This window comes from Cedecea davisae, assembly GCF_044095835.1.
Classification (GTDB): domain Bacteria; phylum Pseudomonadota; class Gammaproteobacteria; order Enterobacterales; family Enterobacteriaceae; genus Cedecea; species Cedecea davisae.
Window position 1 is genome coordinate 4,238,610 of sequence record NZ_CP172054.1, and the last position, 15,203, is coordinate 4,253,812.

Annotated in this window: 13 protein-coding genes; 10 read left to right on the forward strand and 3 right to left on the reverse strand. The window is 57.2% G+C overall.

The annotated features are described in order from the left end of the window. Positions 1–6: 6 nt before the first annotated feature. Entirely contained in the window at positions 7–696 is a 690-nt protein-coding gene (locus ACG1VR_RS20220; protein ID WP_016534699.1) for a response regulator, read from the forward strand. A gap of 26 nt (positions 697–722) precedes the next feature. On the opposite strand, the gene ACG1VR_RS20225 is transcribed toward ACG1VR_RS20220, so the two are convergent. Then, a complete protein-coding gene (locus ACG1VR_RS20225) occupies positions 723–2,243 on the reverse strand; it encodes a PAS domain-containing methyl-accepting chemotaxis protein (protein WP_279049726.1) in 1,521 nt (506 codons plus the stop codon). A gap of 305 nt (positions 2,244–2,548) precedes the next feature. Between ACG1VR_RS20225 and proP the strand changes: the two genes are divergently transcribed. The 7 genes from proP (at position 2,549) to ygjG (ending at position 10,993) form a co-directional block, all read left to right on the forward strand. Further along, the gene (gene proP / locus ACG1VR_RS20230; RefSeq protein WP_115586304.1) at positions 2,549–4,054 is read left to right on the forward strand and encodes a glycine betaine/L-proline transporter ProP; all 1,506 of its coding nucleotides are present in this window, start codon (positions 2,549–2,551) and stop codon (positions 4,052–4,054) included. Positions 4,055–4,303: 249 nt separating this feature from the next. After that, positions 4,304–5,872 carry an ABC transporter substrate-binding protein gene (locus ACG1VR_RS20235; protein WP_395489662.1) on the forward strand — a complete coding sequence of 523 codons (1,569 nt, stop codon included), beginning with the start codon at positions 4,304–4,306 and terminating at the stop codon, positions 5,870–5,872. Positions 5,873–5,971: 99 nt separating this feature from the next. Next, positions 5,972–7,015 (forward strand): ABC transporter permease, encoded by a 1,044-nt coding sequence (locus tag ACG1VR_RS20240; RefSeq protein WP_395489663.1) that lies wholly within the window; start codon positions 5,972–5,974, stop codon positions 7,013–7,015. After that, positions 7,015–7,848 carry an ABC transporter permease gene (locus ACG1VR_RS20245; protein WP_395489664.1) on the forward strand — a complete coding sequence of 278 codons (834 nt, stop codon included), beginning with the start codon at positions 7,015–7,017 and terminating at the stop codon, positions 7,846–7,848. Before ACG1VR_RS20240 ends, ACG1VR_RS20245 begins: the two co-directional genes overlap by 1 nt. Further along, positions 7,841–8,674, forward strand: a complete 834-nt coding sequence (locus tag ACG1VR_RS20250; RefSeq protein WP_395489665.1) for an ABC transporter ATP-binding protein — start codon at positions 7,841–7,843, stop codon at positions 8,672–8,674. The genes ACG1VR_RS20245 and ACG1VR_RS20250 overlap by 8 nt, the downstream gene beginning before the upstream one ends. Beyond that, positions 8,661–9,389: an ABC transporter ATP-binding protein gene (locus tag ACG1VR_RS20255; RefSeq protein ID WP_395489666.1), complete on the forward strand. Its 729-nt coding sequence runs from the start codon at positions 8,661–8,663 to the stop codon at positions 9,387–9,389. Before ACG1VR_RS20250 ends, ACG1VR_RS20255 begins: the two co-directional genes overlap by 14 nt. A gap of 206 nt (positions 9,390–9,595) precedes the next feature. Then, complete coding sequence (gene ygjG, locus ACG1VR_RS20260) at positions 9,596–10,993, forward strand: putrescine aminotransferase (RefSeq protein WP_216845781.1); 1,398 nt, start codon at positions 9,596–9,598, stop codon at positions 10,991–10,993. 101 nt (positions 10,994–11,094) lie between these two features. Here the strand turns inward: ygjG and lsrG are convergent, their stop codons facing one another. Beyond that, entirely contained in the window at positions 11,095–11,385 is a 291-nt protein-coding gene (gene lsrG, locus ACG1VR_RS20265) for a (4S)-4-hydroxy-5-phosphonooxypentane-2,3-dione isomerase (RefSeq protein WP_172568455.1), read from the reverse strand. Next, positions 11,382–12,272 carry a 3-hydroxy-5-phosphonooxypentane-2,4-dione thiolase gene (gene lsrF, locus ACG1VR_RS20270; RefSeq protein ID WP_216375371.1) on the reverse strand — a complete coding sequence of 297 codons (891 nt, stop codon included), beginning with the start codon at positions 12,270–12,272 and terminating at the stop codon, positions 11,382–11,384. Before lsrF ends, lsrG begins: the two co-directional genes overlap by 4 nt. A gap of 170 nt (positions 12,273–12,442) precedes the next feature. On the opposite strand from lsrF, the gene lsrK reads away from it, so the two are divergent. Next, a complete protein-coding gene (gene lsrK / locus ACG1VR_RS20275) occupies positions 12,443–14,023 on the forward strand; it encodes an autoinducer-2 kinase (protein ID WP_395489667.1) in 1,581 nt (526 codons plus the stop codon). A gap of 173 nt (positions 14,024–14,196) precedes the next feature. Next, entirely contained in the window at positions 14,197–15,180 is a 984-nt protein-coding gene (locus tag ACG1VR_RS20280; RefSeq protein WP_395489668.1) for an alpha/beta fold hydrolase, read from the forward strand. Positions 15,181–15,203 lie beyond the last annotated feature (23 nt).

Sequence of the window (15,203 nt, forward strand, 5' to 3'; positions counted from 1 at the left end):
TTTAGTATGCAGAATGAAATGATTAATGTGCTGATCGTGGAGGATGAGAGCGAGCTTGCCGCCCTCCATGCGGAGCTTATCGATAAGCACCCTCACCTCCATCTGGTTGGCATTGCCAGCAGTCTGGCCGCCGCCCAGCGCCTGATGCGCGAAAAGCAGCCTCAGTTGCTGCTGCTGGACAACTATTTGCCCGACGGCAAAGGCATCACGCTGTTCGGCAGCGACCTGCTCAAGCAGTATCCGTGCTCGGTCATTTTCATTACCGCCGCCAGCGATATGGATACCTGTAGCCAGGCCATCCGCAGCGGCGCGTTTGACTACATCCTGAAGCCCGTTTCGTGGAAGCGTCTGAGCCACTCTCTGGAGCGCTTCGTACAGTTCAGCCAGCAGCAGCGCGAATGGAAAGTGGTCGATCAGCAAAACGTCGATAAGCTTTATGAACTACAGGCAAGAAACGCCCCGCTCGACGCGGGCAGCAAGGGGATTGAGGAAAATACCTTAGAGCTGGTGCAGCGCCTGTTTCGCGAGGGCGAAGCGCAGCGCTGTTTTTCAGTGGACGACGTGGTAAGCGAAACCAAACTGAGTAAAACCACCGCCCGCCGCTACCTGGAGCACTGCGTCGAAAAAGGTTTTCTCAGCGTAGAGATGCTGTACGGCAAAATTGGTCACCCCCGCCGTTTATATAAGCGCAGCTGAGCGGATAATTTATCCGCTCTACGTCGTTATCCCAGCACGGTTACCGCATCCTGCAGGCGGGTAGCGCGGTGTTTAACCATCGCTGAAACCTGCGCACCTTCCTCCACCAGCGCGGCGTTTTTCTGAGTGATGGAATTTAATTCCGCCACCGCGCGGGTGATATCCGCCAGGCCATCGGCCTGTTCCGAAGTGGCATGGCTAATCTGGCCAAGAAGCTGGGTCACGTTTTGCACCTGAGCCACGATGTCCTGCATGGTTCGGCCCGCCTCGTGAACCTGTACCGTGCCCGACTGTACCTTGCTGGCGCTGGCGTCGATAAGCTTACGGATATCGTTGGCCGCGCTGGCGCTGCGCTGAGCCAGATTGCGAACCTCACCGGCAACCACCGCAAAGCCTTTGCCCTGCTCACCGGCGCGGGCCGCTTCTACCGCCGCGTTAAGCGCCAGAATATTGGTCTGGAAGGCGATGTCGTTGATAAGGGTGGTGATAGAGCCGATGCGCTGCGTGCTATCTGCAATATCGTCCATGGTGGTCACCACGGTTTCCATCGCGTGGCCGCCCTGGGTGGCTGCATCGCTGGCGGAGCTGGAAAGTTTGTCTGCCGCCGCCGCGGTTTCCGAGTTGGTTTGTACCGAAGCCGCCATTTGGTTCATGGTCGCCACGGTTTGCTGCACGTTGACCACCGTCTGACGGGTACGCTCGTTAAGATCGTCATTACCTTTAGCCATGGCTTCGCTGCCGGTACGCACGTTTGCCACCTGGCTGCTGACATCATTAATCAGCCAGCGGCACATCAGGCCAAGCTGGCCGATAGAGCGCAAAATGGTGCCAATTTCGTCGCTACGCTGGAGGTGCTTAACGCGATGGCTGTTACCGGTTGCGACTTCCAGCGCCTGGCGTTTAACGTTTTCCAGGGGACGTGCGATTTGCCACTCCAGCAGGATACAGGCGAGCGCGGTAAATGCCGTAATGGCCAGCATTTGCAGCGGGTTCTCGCCGAGCGCAAAAGCGGCCGCCATCAGCAGCACAAACAGTCCGCCCATCAGCCCGCGAATACGCCAGCGCAGGGAAAGCGTCGGCAGCTTGCCAAACAGGCCTTTGCGCAGTACCAGGCCTTTGTAAACGGTCTTGTTGCTGCGCCCTTCGTTCAGGGCCTTATACAGCGGCTCGGCGGCGGCAATTTCTTCCGGCGTGGCCTTGGTGCGAATCGACATATAGCCGGTCGTTTTTCCGTTGCGCACCACCGGTACGGCATTGGCCCGCACCCAATAATGGTCGCCATTTTTACGGCGATTCTTCACGATGCCGGTCCACGGCTCGCCCTGTTGCAGGGTAAACCACATGTCGGCAAATGCCGCTTTCGGCATGTCGGGATGCCGCACGACGTTGTGTGCAGCGCCGCTCAGTTCATGAAGCTGGTAACCGCTGACCTGCACGAAGGTATCGTTAGCGTGGGTAATGTAACTTTGCAGATCGGTGGTGGACATCAGGGTCGTATCGTCATCGAGCGTGTATTCGCGCTGGGTGACCGGCACATGGGCGGACATAGCAACTCCCTTTGAGAGGTTATCCAGATGTTAATGCTTTAGTGGTATCTATGTTATGTCGGCGCAGTGAAATTTTACTTTAGTTAAAAAATTTGATATTGATCACACTTCCAGGTATTAGCCACAATATTAATGAGACTAGCTTAAGCATTGCATTTTAAATAGTTTCAATGTGTTATTACTTGTTCACCTCTCTTTGCTGGCACCTGAACTGAGTGCTGCTGTTTTCGCCAGCGTTTGTTCATCGGCACACTACACTTACAGAGGGAATTTTTACCCCCGCAAGGAAAACTCGAGGATAAAAAATGTTAAAAAGGAAAAAGAAAGTCAGGCCGATTAAGGTCAGTGATGTCACTATCATTGACGATGCGCGCCTGAAAAAAGCCATCACTGCCGCCTCACTCGGTAACGCGATGGAATGGTTTGATTTTGGTGTTTATGGTTTTGTTGCTTACGCCCTGGGTAAAGTCTTCTTCCCGGATGCCAGCCCAAGCGTGCAGATGATTGCCGCGCTGGGGACCTTCTCTGTTCCTTTCCTGATTCGCCCGCTGGGCGGCCTGTTCTTTGGGATGCTAGGGGATAAATACGGTCGTCAGAAAATTCTGGCTATCACCATCGTCATCATGTCGCTCAGTACCTTCGCCATCGGGCTTATCCCGTCTTATGCCACCATCGGCATCTGGGCACCTATCCTGCTGCTGCTGGCCAAAATGGCCCAGGGCTTCTCGGTAGGCGGCGAATATACCGGGGCGTCTATCTTTGTGGCCGAATACTCACCCGACCGAAAACGCGGCTTTATGGGCAGCTGGCTGGACTTCGGTTCAATAGCCGGATTTGTCTGCGGCGCGGGCGTCGTGGTGCTGATTACCGCGATTGTCGGCGAGGAAAGCTTCCTCGAATGGGGCTGGCGTATTCCGTTCTTCCTGGCGCTGCCGCTGGGCATCATCGGCCTCTACCTGCGCCACGCGCTGGAAGAGACTCCGGCGTTCCAGCAGCACGTTGAGAAAATGGAACAGGGCGACCGCGAAGGGCTGGCCGAAGGGCCGAAGGTGTCGTTTAAAGAGATTGCCACCAAACACTGGCGCAGCCTGCTGGTGTGTGTCGGTCTGGTGATTTCCACCAACGTAACCTACTACATGCTGCTGACCTACATGCCGAGCTACCTCTCCCATAACCTGCATTATTCGGAAGAGCATGGGGTGCTGATAATCATCGCCATTATGGTGGGGATGCTGTTCGTACAGCCGATGATTGGCCTGCTGAGCGACCGTTTTGGCCGCCGTCCGTTTATCTTCCTCGGCAGTCTCGGCCTGTTCCTGCTGTCCATTCCGGCGTTTATGCTGATTAACAGCAACGAAATTGGGCTGATTTTTGCCGGTCTGCTGATACTGGCGGTGGTGCTGAACTTCTTTATCGGCGTAATGGCATCCACTCTGCCAGCGATGTTCCCGACCCATATTCGTTATAGCGCCCTTGCCAGCGCCTTTAACATCTCGGTGCTGATTGCGGGCGTGACGCCTACGCTTGCGGCCTGGCTGGTAGAAACTACCCAGAACCTGATGATGCCTGCTTACTACCTGATGGTCGTGGCGATTATCGGCTTTATCACCGCCATCACCATGAGAGAGACGGCGAATAAACCGCTGAAAGGCGCAACGCCGGCGGCCTCTGATATTGCCGAAGCTCGTGAGATTGTTCAGGAGCATCACGATAATATCGAGCAGAAGATCGAGGACCTGGATAAGGAAATCGAAGACTTACAGGCGAAACGTACCCTGCTGGTGCAGCAGCACCCGCGCATAAACGAGTAGTTTTTCCCTCCTGACTAAGGGGTACAGGGAAAGAATGAGAAAGCCTCCGCCTTTGCGTGGAGGCTTTTTTTTGCGCCTTTTCCCTGCGAGGAAAACTGAAGGAATGAGGATTCTCAGCACTTTATGGCATTGGATATATCGTATATTTATATGCAAAGCGCAATTTTGACTTTGTGAATTGCGATAACTCACCTAACGTAAATACACTTAGAAAAAGCCGATAAAAAACACAATTTACAGGGTGCACACATGCAAAGAAAAGTTCTGCCATTACTGTTGCTTGCCGCGCTGTCCGCGGCTTCTCATGCCGCCACGCCGCCGGATACCCTGGTTGTCGCTCAGGGGCTGGACGATATCGTCAGTCTCGACCCGGCCGAAGCCAACGAGCTTTCCAGCATTCAGACCGTGCCAAGCCTTTACCAGCGCCTGGTGCAGGCCGACCGTACCGACCCGGCTAAAGTTGTGCCAATTCTGGCCGCCAGTTGGGAAGGCGATGCCGCCCATAAAAAGCTGACTATTAAGCTGCGCCCGGATGCCAAATTTGCCTCCGGCAACCCGCTGCGCCCGGAAGACGTTATTTTCTCATACACCCGCGCGGTGACGCTGAACAAGTCCCCGGCCTTTATTCTCAACGTGCTCGGCTGGCAGCCGGATAACATCGCAAGCCAGCTGAAAAAGGTCGATGACCACACGCTGGAAGTACACTGGACGGCGGACGTCAGCCCGGCGGTAGCGCTGAATATTCTCTCCACGCCAATCGCCTCCATCGTCGATGAAAAGGCGGTAGAGCCTAATGTTAAAGCTGGCGACTTCGGTAACGAGTGGCTGAAAATGCACTCCGCCGGTAGCGGCCCGTTCAAAATGCGCGTCTATCAGCCGCACCAGGCCATCGTGCTGGACGCCAATCCAACCTCGCCTGGCGACGCGCCAAAAGTTAAAAACATCATCATTAAAAACGTGCCCGATCCGGCCGCCCGCCGCCTGCTTATCCAGCAAGGTGACGCCGACATCGCCCGTGATTTAGGCTCTGACCAGACCAGCGCTCTGGAAGGTAAACCGGGCGTGAAAGTGCTGAGCATTCCGTCCGCCGAGCAAAACTATCTGGTATTTAACGTCGGCAATAACGCTAACCCACTGCTGAAAAACCCGGCGCTGTGGGAAGCGGCTCGCTACCTCGTGGACTACCAGGGGATTACTAAAGATCTGCTGAAGGGCCAGTATTTCGTGCATCAGAGCTTCCTGCCGGTCGGTTTCCCGGGCGCGCTGGAGAACTCACCGTTTAAATTTGACCCGGCTAAAGCCAAAGAGATCCTCGCCAAAGCGGGAATTAAAGACGCTCACTTCTCTCTGGACGTGGAAAACAAGCCGCCGTTTATCACCATTGCCCAGTCCATGCAGGCGAGCTTCGCCCAGGGCGGCGTGAAGGTTGATTTACTGCCTGCCGCCGGTAGCCAGGTTTACGCCCGCGTTCGCGCCAAACAGCACCAGGCGGCGATTCGCCTGTGGATCCCTGACTATTTCGACGCCCACTCCAACGCCAGCGCCTTCGCCTATAACGACGGCAAGGCCAGCACCGTTGCCGGACTGAACGGTTGGCAGATACCAGAGCTGAGCAAGCAAACGCTGGCGGCAGTTGCCGAAGCTGACCCGGCCAAACGCAAAACGCTCTACACCAAACTGCAGGAAGAATTGCAGCGTAGCTCCCCGTATGTGTTTGTTGACCAGGGTAAAACCCAGGTGGTGGTCCGCGATAACATTAAAGGCTACCAGCAAGGTCTGAATGCGGATATGGTGTATTACGACAACGTCACTAAGTAATCAGACAACCCTCACTCTACTAAGATTGTTCCCCTCTTCCTGACCGGGAGAGGGCGGGGTGAGGGTTTTATTACCCTCAGCGCATAAAAAGAGTACCCCATGTCCGAAGTTTCGCCTTCGTCGCACCGCCTGCGCCGACCGCTGCTAACCCTGCTGCAGGGAATATTTACCCTCGCTCTTACCCTGCTCGGCCTGCTGCTCATCACCTTCGCTTTGTCCGCCCTTTCACCGGTCGACCGGGTGCTACAAATTGTCGGCGATCACGCCAGCCAGTCCACTTACGATCAGGTTCGCCACCAGCTCGGGCTGGATCAATCGCTTCCCGTCCAGTTCTGGCACTATCTGGTGAACCTCGCCCATGGTGATTTAGGCACGGCAAGCTCCACCGGCCAGCCGGTGCTGCATGACCTGCTTGCCGCCTTCCCCGCGACCCTGGAGCTGGCTACTCTGGCGCTGATTATCGGTAGCGTACTCGGCGTGCTGTTTGGCGTGCTCTGCGCGCGCTTTGCCGGTTCACCGTGGGATTTAGCGGTTCGCACCTTTACCCTGCTCGGCAACTCGGTGCCCATTTTCTGGTTAGGGCTGCTGATGCTGGCGCTGTTTTACGCCCGCCTGCAATGGAGTTCAGGCCCCGGCAGGCTGGACGATATTTACCAGTACAGCGTCGAAGCCAAAACCGGCTTCGTGCTGATTGATACATGGCTTTCCGGCGACAAAGGCGCGTTTATCAACGCCGTCAGCCACATGATTTTGCCGGTGCTGCTGCTGGCCTATTACTCGCTTGCCAGCATTACGCGCCTGACGCGCACCGCCTGCCTGAGCGAAATGAACAAAGAGTACATCACCCTGGCACGCGCCAAGGGCGCCGGTGATATGGCCATCCTGTTCCGCCACGTGCTGCCGAATATTCGCGGCACGCTGCTGACCGTTATCGCCCTCGCCTATACCAGCATGCTCGAAGGTGCGGTGCTGACGGAAACCGTCTTCTCCTGGCCGGGCATTGGCCGCTATCTCACTACCGCGCTGTTTGCCGGTGATACTACCGCCATCATGGGTGGTACGCTGGTGATTGGCGTGTCGTTTGTGATTATCAATAACCTGACCGACATTCTGGTGCGTGCCACCGACCCGAGGATCCGCTAATGCCGTCTTCTCTTTTTCTGCGACGCATGCTGCGCTCCCCGGCCGCCCTCAGCGGGCTGTTGATCATCGCCGTGCTGGTGCTTATCGCGATTTTTGCCCCGCTGCTGGCCCCGTTCGATCCCAACTGGCAGGACGCTGCGGCTCGCCTTCAGGCCCCGAACGCCCATCATTTGCTGGGCACGGACAGCTACGGCCGCGACCTGCTTTCTCGCCTGCTGTACGGCACCCGTCCGGCGCTTGGCCTGGTGCTGCTGGTCACGGTCATTACCCTGCCGCTGGGCCTCCTTATCGGTATTCTTTCCGGCTATTACGGCGGCTGGCTTGAGCGGATCCTGATGCGCTTTACCGACGTGGTGATGTCGATGCCGCGCCTGATTCTGGCTTTTGCTTTCGTGGCGATGCTCGGGCCAGGGCTGGTTAACGGCGCGCTGGCGCTGGCTTTGACCACCTGGCCTGCCTACGCACGCCAGGCCCGAAGCGAAATTCAGCGGCTGCGCCATAGCGACTATCTCGCCGCCGCCGAGATGATGGGCATTAAAGGATTACGCCTGCTGGGCGGCCATATTCTGCCGCTTTGCCTACCGTCGGCCATCGTGCGCCTGGCGCTGGATCTGGCGGGAATTATTCTGGCAGCCGCCGGGCTTGGCTTCCTCGGCCTGGGCGCTCGCCCGCCGATGTCGGAATGGGGCGCGATGATTGCCGACGGCATGCAGGTCATTTTCGACCAGTGGTGGATTGCCGCAATCCCGGGTACCGCCATTCTGCTGAGCAGCCTGGCATTTAATCTGCTGGGCGACGGCCTGCGTGATGTACTGGAGCCGCAACATGACTAACAGAATTAGCGTTTCGGGGCTGAATATCGACTATCCGGGCAGCCGTGTGGTCAGCAACCTCTCTTTTACACTGGGCAACGAACGCCTGGCGCTGGTGGGCGAATCTGGCTCCGGCAAATCAATGACCGCCAGAGCGCTAATGGGCCTGGTGCGTAAGCCCGGCAAGGTGAGTGCGGAGCAATTAAACCTGCTGGGGCATGATCTGCTGGATATGAATGCTCGCGCCTGGAACCAACTGCGCGGGAGCGAGATTTCGATGGTGCTGCAAGACCCGCGCTATGCGCTGAACCCGGTGAAAAACGTGGCGCAGCAAATCGACGAAGCGCTGCGCCTGCATCAGAAATTGTCTTCCGCAGAGCGCCGCGAGCGTTGCCACGAGCTGGTGCGCTCCGTTGGCCTGCCGGATGCGGTACTCGCGCGCTACCCCGGTGAGCTGTCCGGCGGTATGGGTCAGCGCGTGATGATTGCCATCGCGCTTGCTAACAATCCTAAAGTGCTGATTGCCGACGAACCCACCTCGGCGCTGGACGCGCGCCTGCGTAACCAGATCCTTGAGTTACTCGTGGCACAGTGCGAGCAGCGGCAGATGGCACTCCTGCTAATCAGTCATGACCTGCCTCTGGTGGCTGAACATTGCCAGCGCGTGCTGGTGATGTATCAGGGCCAGAAGGTGGATGAAATGGCCGCCAGCAAGCTAGCGCAGGCAGAGCATCCTTACACCCGAACGCTCTGGACCTGCCGCCCGAATGCGGACACTTATGGGCATATGCTGCCGACGCTAAACCGCGGTGAATTCCAGCAAGGAGAAACGAATGGCACTCGTTAATGTCAGCGGCCTGAACGTACAGTTTGCGGCAAAAGGCGGCGTAAAAACCGCCGTGGCCGGTGCCAGTTTTGGGGTTGAGCAAGGGGAAACATTTAGCCTGATAGGCGCTTCCGGCTGCGGAAAATCGACTATTCTGCGCGTGCTTGCCGGTCTACAGCGCGAGTGGCACGGTTCCGTGGCGCTGCTGGGTAACAACATCGCTCCCGGCAAACGTTTTCAAGGTGCGCTGCGCCGGGATGTACAGATGGTTTTTCAGGATCCTTATGCCTCGCTGCACCCGAATCACACGCTCTGGCGCACGCTGGCCGAGCCGCTGAAGATCCACGGGGAGAGCAATATTGAGGCGCGGGTGGAAGAAGCTTTAAGCCAGGTGGGCCTCCCGGCGGACGCGGCTAAACGCTACCCGCATCAGCTTTCCGGCGGCCAGCGCCAGCGTGTGGCGATTGCCAGAGCGCTGCTGTTGCGCCCAAAAATTCTGCTACTGGACGAGCCAACATCGGCGCTGGATATGTCGGTACAGGCCGAAATTCTTAACCTGCTAAACCGCCTGAAACAGCAGCACGGCATGACCTATTTGCTGGTCAGCCACGATGCGGATGTGATTGCCCACATGTCCGACCGCGCGGCGTTTATGGCAAACGGCGTGATTGAGCGCAGCTTCGACCGCGCTGCGCTGGTTGCCGGTGAGCACCGGATGGAAAACTCTGCACCTTAACAGTGCATAGAGGTGAACTTCAGCGCTTCCTGCTGCAAATTCCGACAGCAGGAAAGCACGCAAAATGTAATCCGATGTGATTAATTATTGCACAGCATGATATTTAAGGAGGTTTATCCCGATTTAGCTTACGGAACGCTACCTGGCGCAATCCCTGCAATACTTATCCTGTGTATCGCGTGATACGCCACATCCAGGAGCACATTTTGAACAGGTTACCTTCCAGCGCCTCGGCCCTTGCCTGTACGGCGCACGCATTGAGCATTATCGAAAAGAAGTCACTCAGCCATGAGGAGATGAAGGCGCTAAACCGGGAAGTTATCGACAGCTTCCAGCAGCATGTTAATCCGGGTTTTCTTGAATATCGCAAGTCCGTTACCGCCGGTGGGGATTACGGAGCCGTAGAGTGGCAGGCGAACAGTTTAAATACGCTTGTCGACACCCAGGGTAAGGAGTATCTCGACTGCCTGGGCGGGTTCGGCATTTTTAACGTGGGGCACCGTAATCCAGCCGTTGTTTCCGCCGTACAGCACCAGCTTGAAAAGCAGCCGCTGCACAGCCAGGAACTGCTCGACCCCCTGAGGGCAATGCTTGCTAAAACGCTTGCGACGCTGACCCCGGGTAAACTTAAATACAGCTTCTTTAGCAACAGCGGGACGGAATCGGTTGAAGCGGCAATAAAACTCGCTAAAGCCTATCAGTCGCCACGCGGTAAATTTACCTTCATCGCTACCAGCGGTGCGTTCCACGGTAAATCTCTTGGGGCTTTATCCGCCACCGCAAAATCCACATTCCGCAAACCTTTCATGCCTCTGCTGCCTGGCTTCCGCCACGTACCCTTTGGCAATATCGACGCGTTACGCAGCCAGTTCAGCGAATGCCGTAAAACCGGGGATGACGTAGCCGCGCTTATTCTGGAACCTATTCAGGGCGAGGGCGGCGTTATTCTGCCGCCACAGGGCTACCTGCCCGCCGTGCGCCAGCTTTGCGACGAGTTTGGCGTATTGCTTATTCTGGATGAAGTACAAACCGGGATGGGGCGCACCGGCAAAATGTTCGCCTGCGAGCACGAAAACGTGCAGCCGGATATTCTCTGCCTGGCTAAAGCGCTTGGCGGCGGCGTGATGCCGATTGGCGCAACGGTTGCGACAGAAGAGGTGTTCTCGGTTTTGTTCGACAACCCGTTCCTGCACACCACCACGTTTGGCGGCAACCCGCTGGCCTGTGCCGCGGCGCTGGCGACCATTCACTACTTGCTGGAAGAGAATCTGCCCGCTCAGGCCGCCCAGAAAGGGAGATTCCTGCTGGATGGCTTCCGCGCGTTGGCCCGTGAGTTCCCGGATCTGGTGGTTGAGGCTCGCGGCCAGGGGATGCTGATGGCAATTGAGTTCCGCGATAACGACATCGGCTATAACTTTGCCAGCCAGATGTTCCGCCAGCAGGTGCTGGTTGCGGGCACGTTGAATAACTCAAAAACCATCCGCGTAGAGCCGCCTCTGACCCTGACGCTTGAGCAGTGCGAACAGGTGCTGGGCTGCGCTAAGCGTGCGCTTGTGACGTTGCGCGTGACGCAGGATGAAACGGCTGAAGCGCAGGAAAGCTGATTGACCCTCACCCCAACCCTCTCCCTGAAAGGGAGAGGGAGTTTTCAGCTCCCACTTTGCTTTATCCCCTCCGGGAAGAGGGCCAGGGTGAGGGGCAGCCCTTAAGGCAGCAGTCCGATAAAACTCCGCTTCTTACGCGGCTCCGACATCATCTCATCCAGCTTCTCAACGCAGGCCAGATAGTGCGGGGTTTTCTTATGCGCCAGCACCGCTTCGTCATCCTGATAAGCTTCGTAAATAAAAAACCTCGTGGCAACTTCCGGGTCCTGCAACACGTCAAAACGCAGGTTTCCCGGCTCTTTAATCGCCCCTTCGTGATTGGCGCGGAACACTTCCAGAAACTCGTCCACGCGTTCGGGCTTAATGTTTATCTCTACCAGCGTCACGTTCATGCTTTCACTCCCTGATGTTTTGCTTCAAGCCATAGCTGATAAGCTTCCCGGGCGGAAAAGTTTTCGTGAACCACCTTTTTCACCGCCTGTAGCATGGCGAGCGGGGCTTCTGACTGGAAGATATTGCGCCCCATATCCACGCCGGACGCGCCCTGGTCTATCGCCTTAAAGCACATCTCCAGCGCCTCCAGCTCCGGCAGCTTTTTGCCTCCGGCGATGACTATCGGCACCGGGCAACTGGCCGCTACTTTCTCAAAGCCTTCTTCTACAAAGTAGGTTTTCACAAACTGCGCGCCAAGCTCAGCCGCAATGCGGCTCGCCAGCGAAAAATAGCGGGCGTCACGCGTCATCTCTTTGCCTACGCCGGTAACCGCCAGCGTAGGAATGCCGTAGCGGGTTCCTTCATCCACCAGCTTGATGATGTTGTTGATCGACTGGTGCTCATATTCACTGCCAATATAAATCTGCGCCGCCACCGCGCTGGCGTTCAGGCGCAGCGCATCTTCCATAGTGACGGCTACGCTCTCGCGAGAGAGTTCGCTAAGAATTGAGTTCCCGCCGGAAGCCCTAAGCACCACGGGTTTGTTGGTGGCCGGAGGCACTACGCTGCGCAGGATGCCGCGGGTACACATCAGCACATCGGTTTCAGGAAACAGCGGGGCTATGGACAGGTCGATACGCTCCAGGCCGGTGGTCGGCCCCTGAAAATAGCCGTGGTCAAAAGCCAGCATCACGGTACGCCCGGTGTCCGGGTTGAAAATGCGCGCCAGCCGCGACTGCATGCCCCAGTCCAGCGCGCCGCTGCCCTTCAGGTAAAAGGCCCGGTTCTCCTGCGGGCGGCCAATGCCGAAGTCTTTTCCGTCTTTGATGTCATCCAGATCTGCCATGATGTCCTCTCCCGGAATTCGTCTTTGAATAACAGATAGTGTTCAAAAACTTAGTCATGGATCGGCAATTGCAACCGTGCAGCGATCACAAAACATTCAAATAGATCGGTCAGATCGCTCGCTATGGCTAAGAGTTTATCTATTGAACGGATGACGCAAGAGGCATGCTAATGAGTTATTTACTTGCACTGGACGCCGGGACGGGCAGCATTCGCGCCGTTATCTTCGACACAGCAGGCCACCAGATTGCCGTCGGCCAGGCAGAGTGGAAGCATCTCAGCGTGGATAATGTGCCGGGCTCTATGGAGTTCGATCTTGCCGTCAACTGGCAGCTAACCTGCCGCTGCATTCGCGAAGCGTTGCATAAAGCCAATCTTTCCTCCGCCGCGATTAGCGCGGTTTCCTGCTGTTCCATGCGTGAAGGGATCGTGCTGTACGACAGCGGCGGTGAACCTATCTGGGCCTGCGCCAACGTTGATGCCCGCGCCAGCCGTGAGGTCAGCGAGCTTAAAGAGATCCACGACTTCCGGTTTGAGTCCGAGGTGTATCACGTTTCCGGCCAGACGCTTGCCCTGAGCGCCATGCCGCGCCTGCTGTGGCTGGCGCATCATCGCCCGGATATTTATCGCAAAGCCGCAACCGTCACTATGATCAGCGACTGGCTGGCGGCCAGACTCTCCGGCGAGCTGGCCGTTGATCCTTCTAATGCTGGCACCACCGGCATGCTTGATCTGGCGACCAGAGACTGGCGCCCCGCGCTGCTGGATATGGCCGGGCTGCGGGCAGATATTCTTTCCCCGGTGAAAGAAACCGGGACGGTGCTTGGCGGCGTGACGCAACAGGCGGCAGAGGAAAGCGGCCTGCTGAAAGGCACGCCGGTAGTGATGGGCGGCGGCGACGTGCAGCTTGGGTGCCTCGGGCTGGGCATTGTCAGAGCCGGGCAAACCGCGGTGCTGGGCGGGACTTTTTGGCAGCAGGTGGTTAACCTTCCGGCGATCAAAACCGATCCGGAAATGAACATCCGCATTAACCCGCACGTCATCCAAAATATGGTGCAGGCGGAGTCCATCAGCTTCTTTACCGGCCTGACGATGCGCTGGTTCCGGGACGCCTTCTGCGCGGAAGAAAAGCTGCTGGCCGAGCGGCTGGGCGTAGACACTTACGCCCTGATGGAAGAGATGGCCAGCCGCGTTCCGGCAGGCTCCCACGGCGTGATGCCGATTTTCTCAGACGCGATGCATTTCAAGCAGTGGTATCACGCCGCGCCGTCGTTTATTAACCTCTCCATTGACCCTGAGAAATGCAACAAGGCGACGCTGTTCCGCGCGCTTGAAGAGAATGCGGCAATTGTTTCGGCCTGCAATCTCGAACAAATATCCGGATTTTCAGGGGTAAAATTTGATTCGCTGGTGTTTGCCGGAGGCGGCTCAAAAGGCGCGCTCTGGAGCCAGATTCTTAGCGACGTAACCGGGCTGCCGGTTCGCGTTCCGGTGGTTAAAGAGGCAACGGCATTAGGCTGCGCCATTGCGGCGGGCGTGGGGGCCGGGCTGTTTGACTCGCTGGCCGCTACGGGAGAACGCCTGGTGCAGTGGCAGCGCGAATTCACGCCAAATCCGGAGCACCGCGAGCTGTACAACGAAATGAAGCGCAAATGGCAGAAGGTTTATGCCGACCAGTTGACGTTGGTGGACAGCGGCTTAACGACCTCGATGTGGCAGGCTCCGGGGCTTGCGCCGAGAACGCCGGTGTAATCTTTCCCCTCACCCCAAAGGGGCTAGGGGGAAAACAAACCGCTTTGTATCACACTGTATCCAGAACCCGGTCAGATACGCCGCCATGCAAAAAGGACGGTTTGGAAAACACGCCGCCTACAATCCCATGATGTGATAGCCGAACACTTTGTTACGGCTTCGGAGAAAACATCATGTTCAACAAACTCACCCTGTCTGCACTGATTGCTCCACTTTCCCTCTCGGTGGTTTTCGCCTGCCAGGCGGAAGCTGCTGGTTTTGACTCAAAGCAGATAAAACAGATCGATGCGGGCGTGCTGAGCGTCGGCTATGTCGACCTCGGCCCGAAAGACGGCCAGCCGGTTATTCTCCTGCACGGCTGGCCCTACGACATCAACAGCTTCGCCACGGTAGCGCCCGAGCTGGCGAAGCAGGGCTACCGGGTTATCGTCCCTGACCTGCGTGGCTTCGGCAGCACCCGCTTCCTTTCGGCCACTACGCCACGTAACGGCGAGCCGGTCGCGATTGCAGACGATACCCTGGCGCTAATGGACGCGCTGCATATCAGGCAGGCGGTATTCGCCGGTTATGACTGGGGCGCACGCACCGCAGATATCGTCGCGGCGCTGCACCCTGAGCGAGTTAAAGCTTTGGTATCGGTCAGCGGCTATCTGATTAGCAGCCAGCAGGCGGGCAAGAAACCGCTGCCGCCGAAGGCCGAGCTGCAATGGTGGTATCAGTTCTATTTCGCGACTCCGCGCGGCGCGGCGGGCTATGCGCAGAATACTCACGACTTCGCCAAACTTATCTGGCAGCAGGCTTCTCCGGGCTGGAAGTTCAGCGACGAGACGTTTAATACCAGCGCCAAATCGCTGGATAACCCGGACCACGTCGCCATTACGTTAAGTAATTATCGCTGGCGTCAGGGGCTGGAAAACGGTGAGCAGAAATACGCGGCAGACGAGGAAAAGCTGGCGGCGCTGCCGAACATCAGCGTGCCGACTATCACCATCGAAGGGGATAACAACGGCGCGCCGCATCCTGCACCGCAAGCCTATGCCGCAAAGTTTACCGGCAAGTACGAGCACCGCACCTTCAGCGGCAATATCGGTCATAACCCGCCGCAGGAAGCACCGGAGGCCTTTGTTAAGGCAGTGGTGGATGCCAGCAAGCTGTAGTACAAAAAGAAGCACGGCCGTTT

What these genes read in the sequence shown, in the direction of transcription:
- ACG1VR_RS20220 (WP_016534699.1), top strand. Translation starts at nt 7, where the DNA reads ATGCAGAATGAAATGATTAATGTGCTGATCGTGGAGGATGAGAGCGAG.
- ACG1VR_RS20225 (WP_279049726.1), bottom strand. Translation starts at nt 2,243, where the DNA reads ATGTCCGCCCATGTGCCGGTCACCCAGCGCGAATACACGCTCGATGAC.
- proP (WP_115586304.1), top strand. Translation starts at nt 2,549, where the DNA reads ATGTTAAAAAGGAAAAAGAAAGTCAGGCCGATTAAGGTCAGTGATGTC.
- ACG1VR_RS20235 (WP_395489662.1), top strand. Translation starts at nt 4,304, where the DNA reads ATGCAAAGAAAAGTTCTGCCATTACTGTTGCTTGCCGCGCTGTCCGCG.
- ACG1VR_RS20240 (WP_395489663.1), top strand. Translation starts at nt 5,972, where the DNA reads ATGTCCGAAGTTTCGCCTTCGTCGCACCGCCTGCGCCGACCGCTGCTA.
- ACG1VR_RS20245 (WP_395489664.1), top strand. Translation starts at nt 7,015, where the DNA reads ATGCCGTCTTCTCTTTTTCTGCGACGCATGCTGCGCTCCCCGGCCGCC.
- ACG1VR_RS20250 (WP_395489665.1), top strand. Translation starts at nt 7,841, where the DNA reads ATGACTAACAGAATTAGCGTTTCGGGGCTGAATATCGACTATCCGGGC.
- ACG1VR_RS20255 (WP_395489666.1), top strand. Translation starts at nt 8,661, where the DNA reads ATGGCACTCGTTAATGTCAGCGGCCTGAACGTACAGTTTGCGGCAAAA.
- lsrG (WP_172568455.1), bottom strand. Translation starts at nt 11,385, where the DNA reads ATGAACGTGACGCTGGTAGAGATAAACATTAAGCCCGAACGCGTGGAC.
- lsrF (WP_216375371.1), bottom strand. Translation starts at nt 12,272, where the DNA reads ATGGCAGATCTGGATGACATCAAAGACGGAAAAGACTTCGGCATTGGC.
- lsrK (WP_395489667.1), top strand. Translation starts at nt 12,443, where the DNA reads ATGAGTTATTTACTTGCACTGGACGCCGGGACGGGCAGCATTCGCGCC.
- ACG1VR_RS20280 (WP_395489668.1), top strand. Translation starts at nt 14,197, where the DNA reads ATGTTCAACAAACTCACCCTGTCTGCACTGATTGCTCCACTTTCCCTC.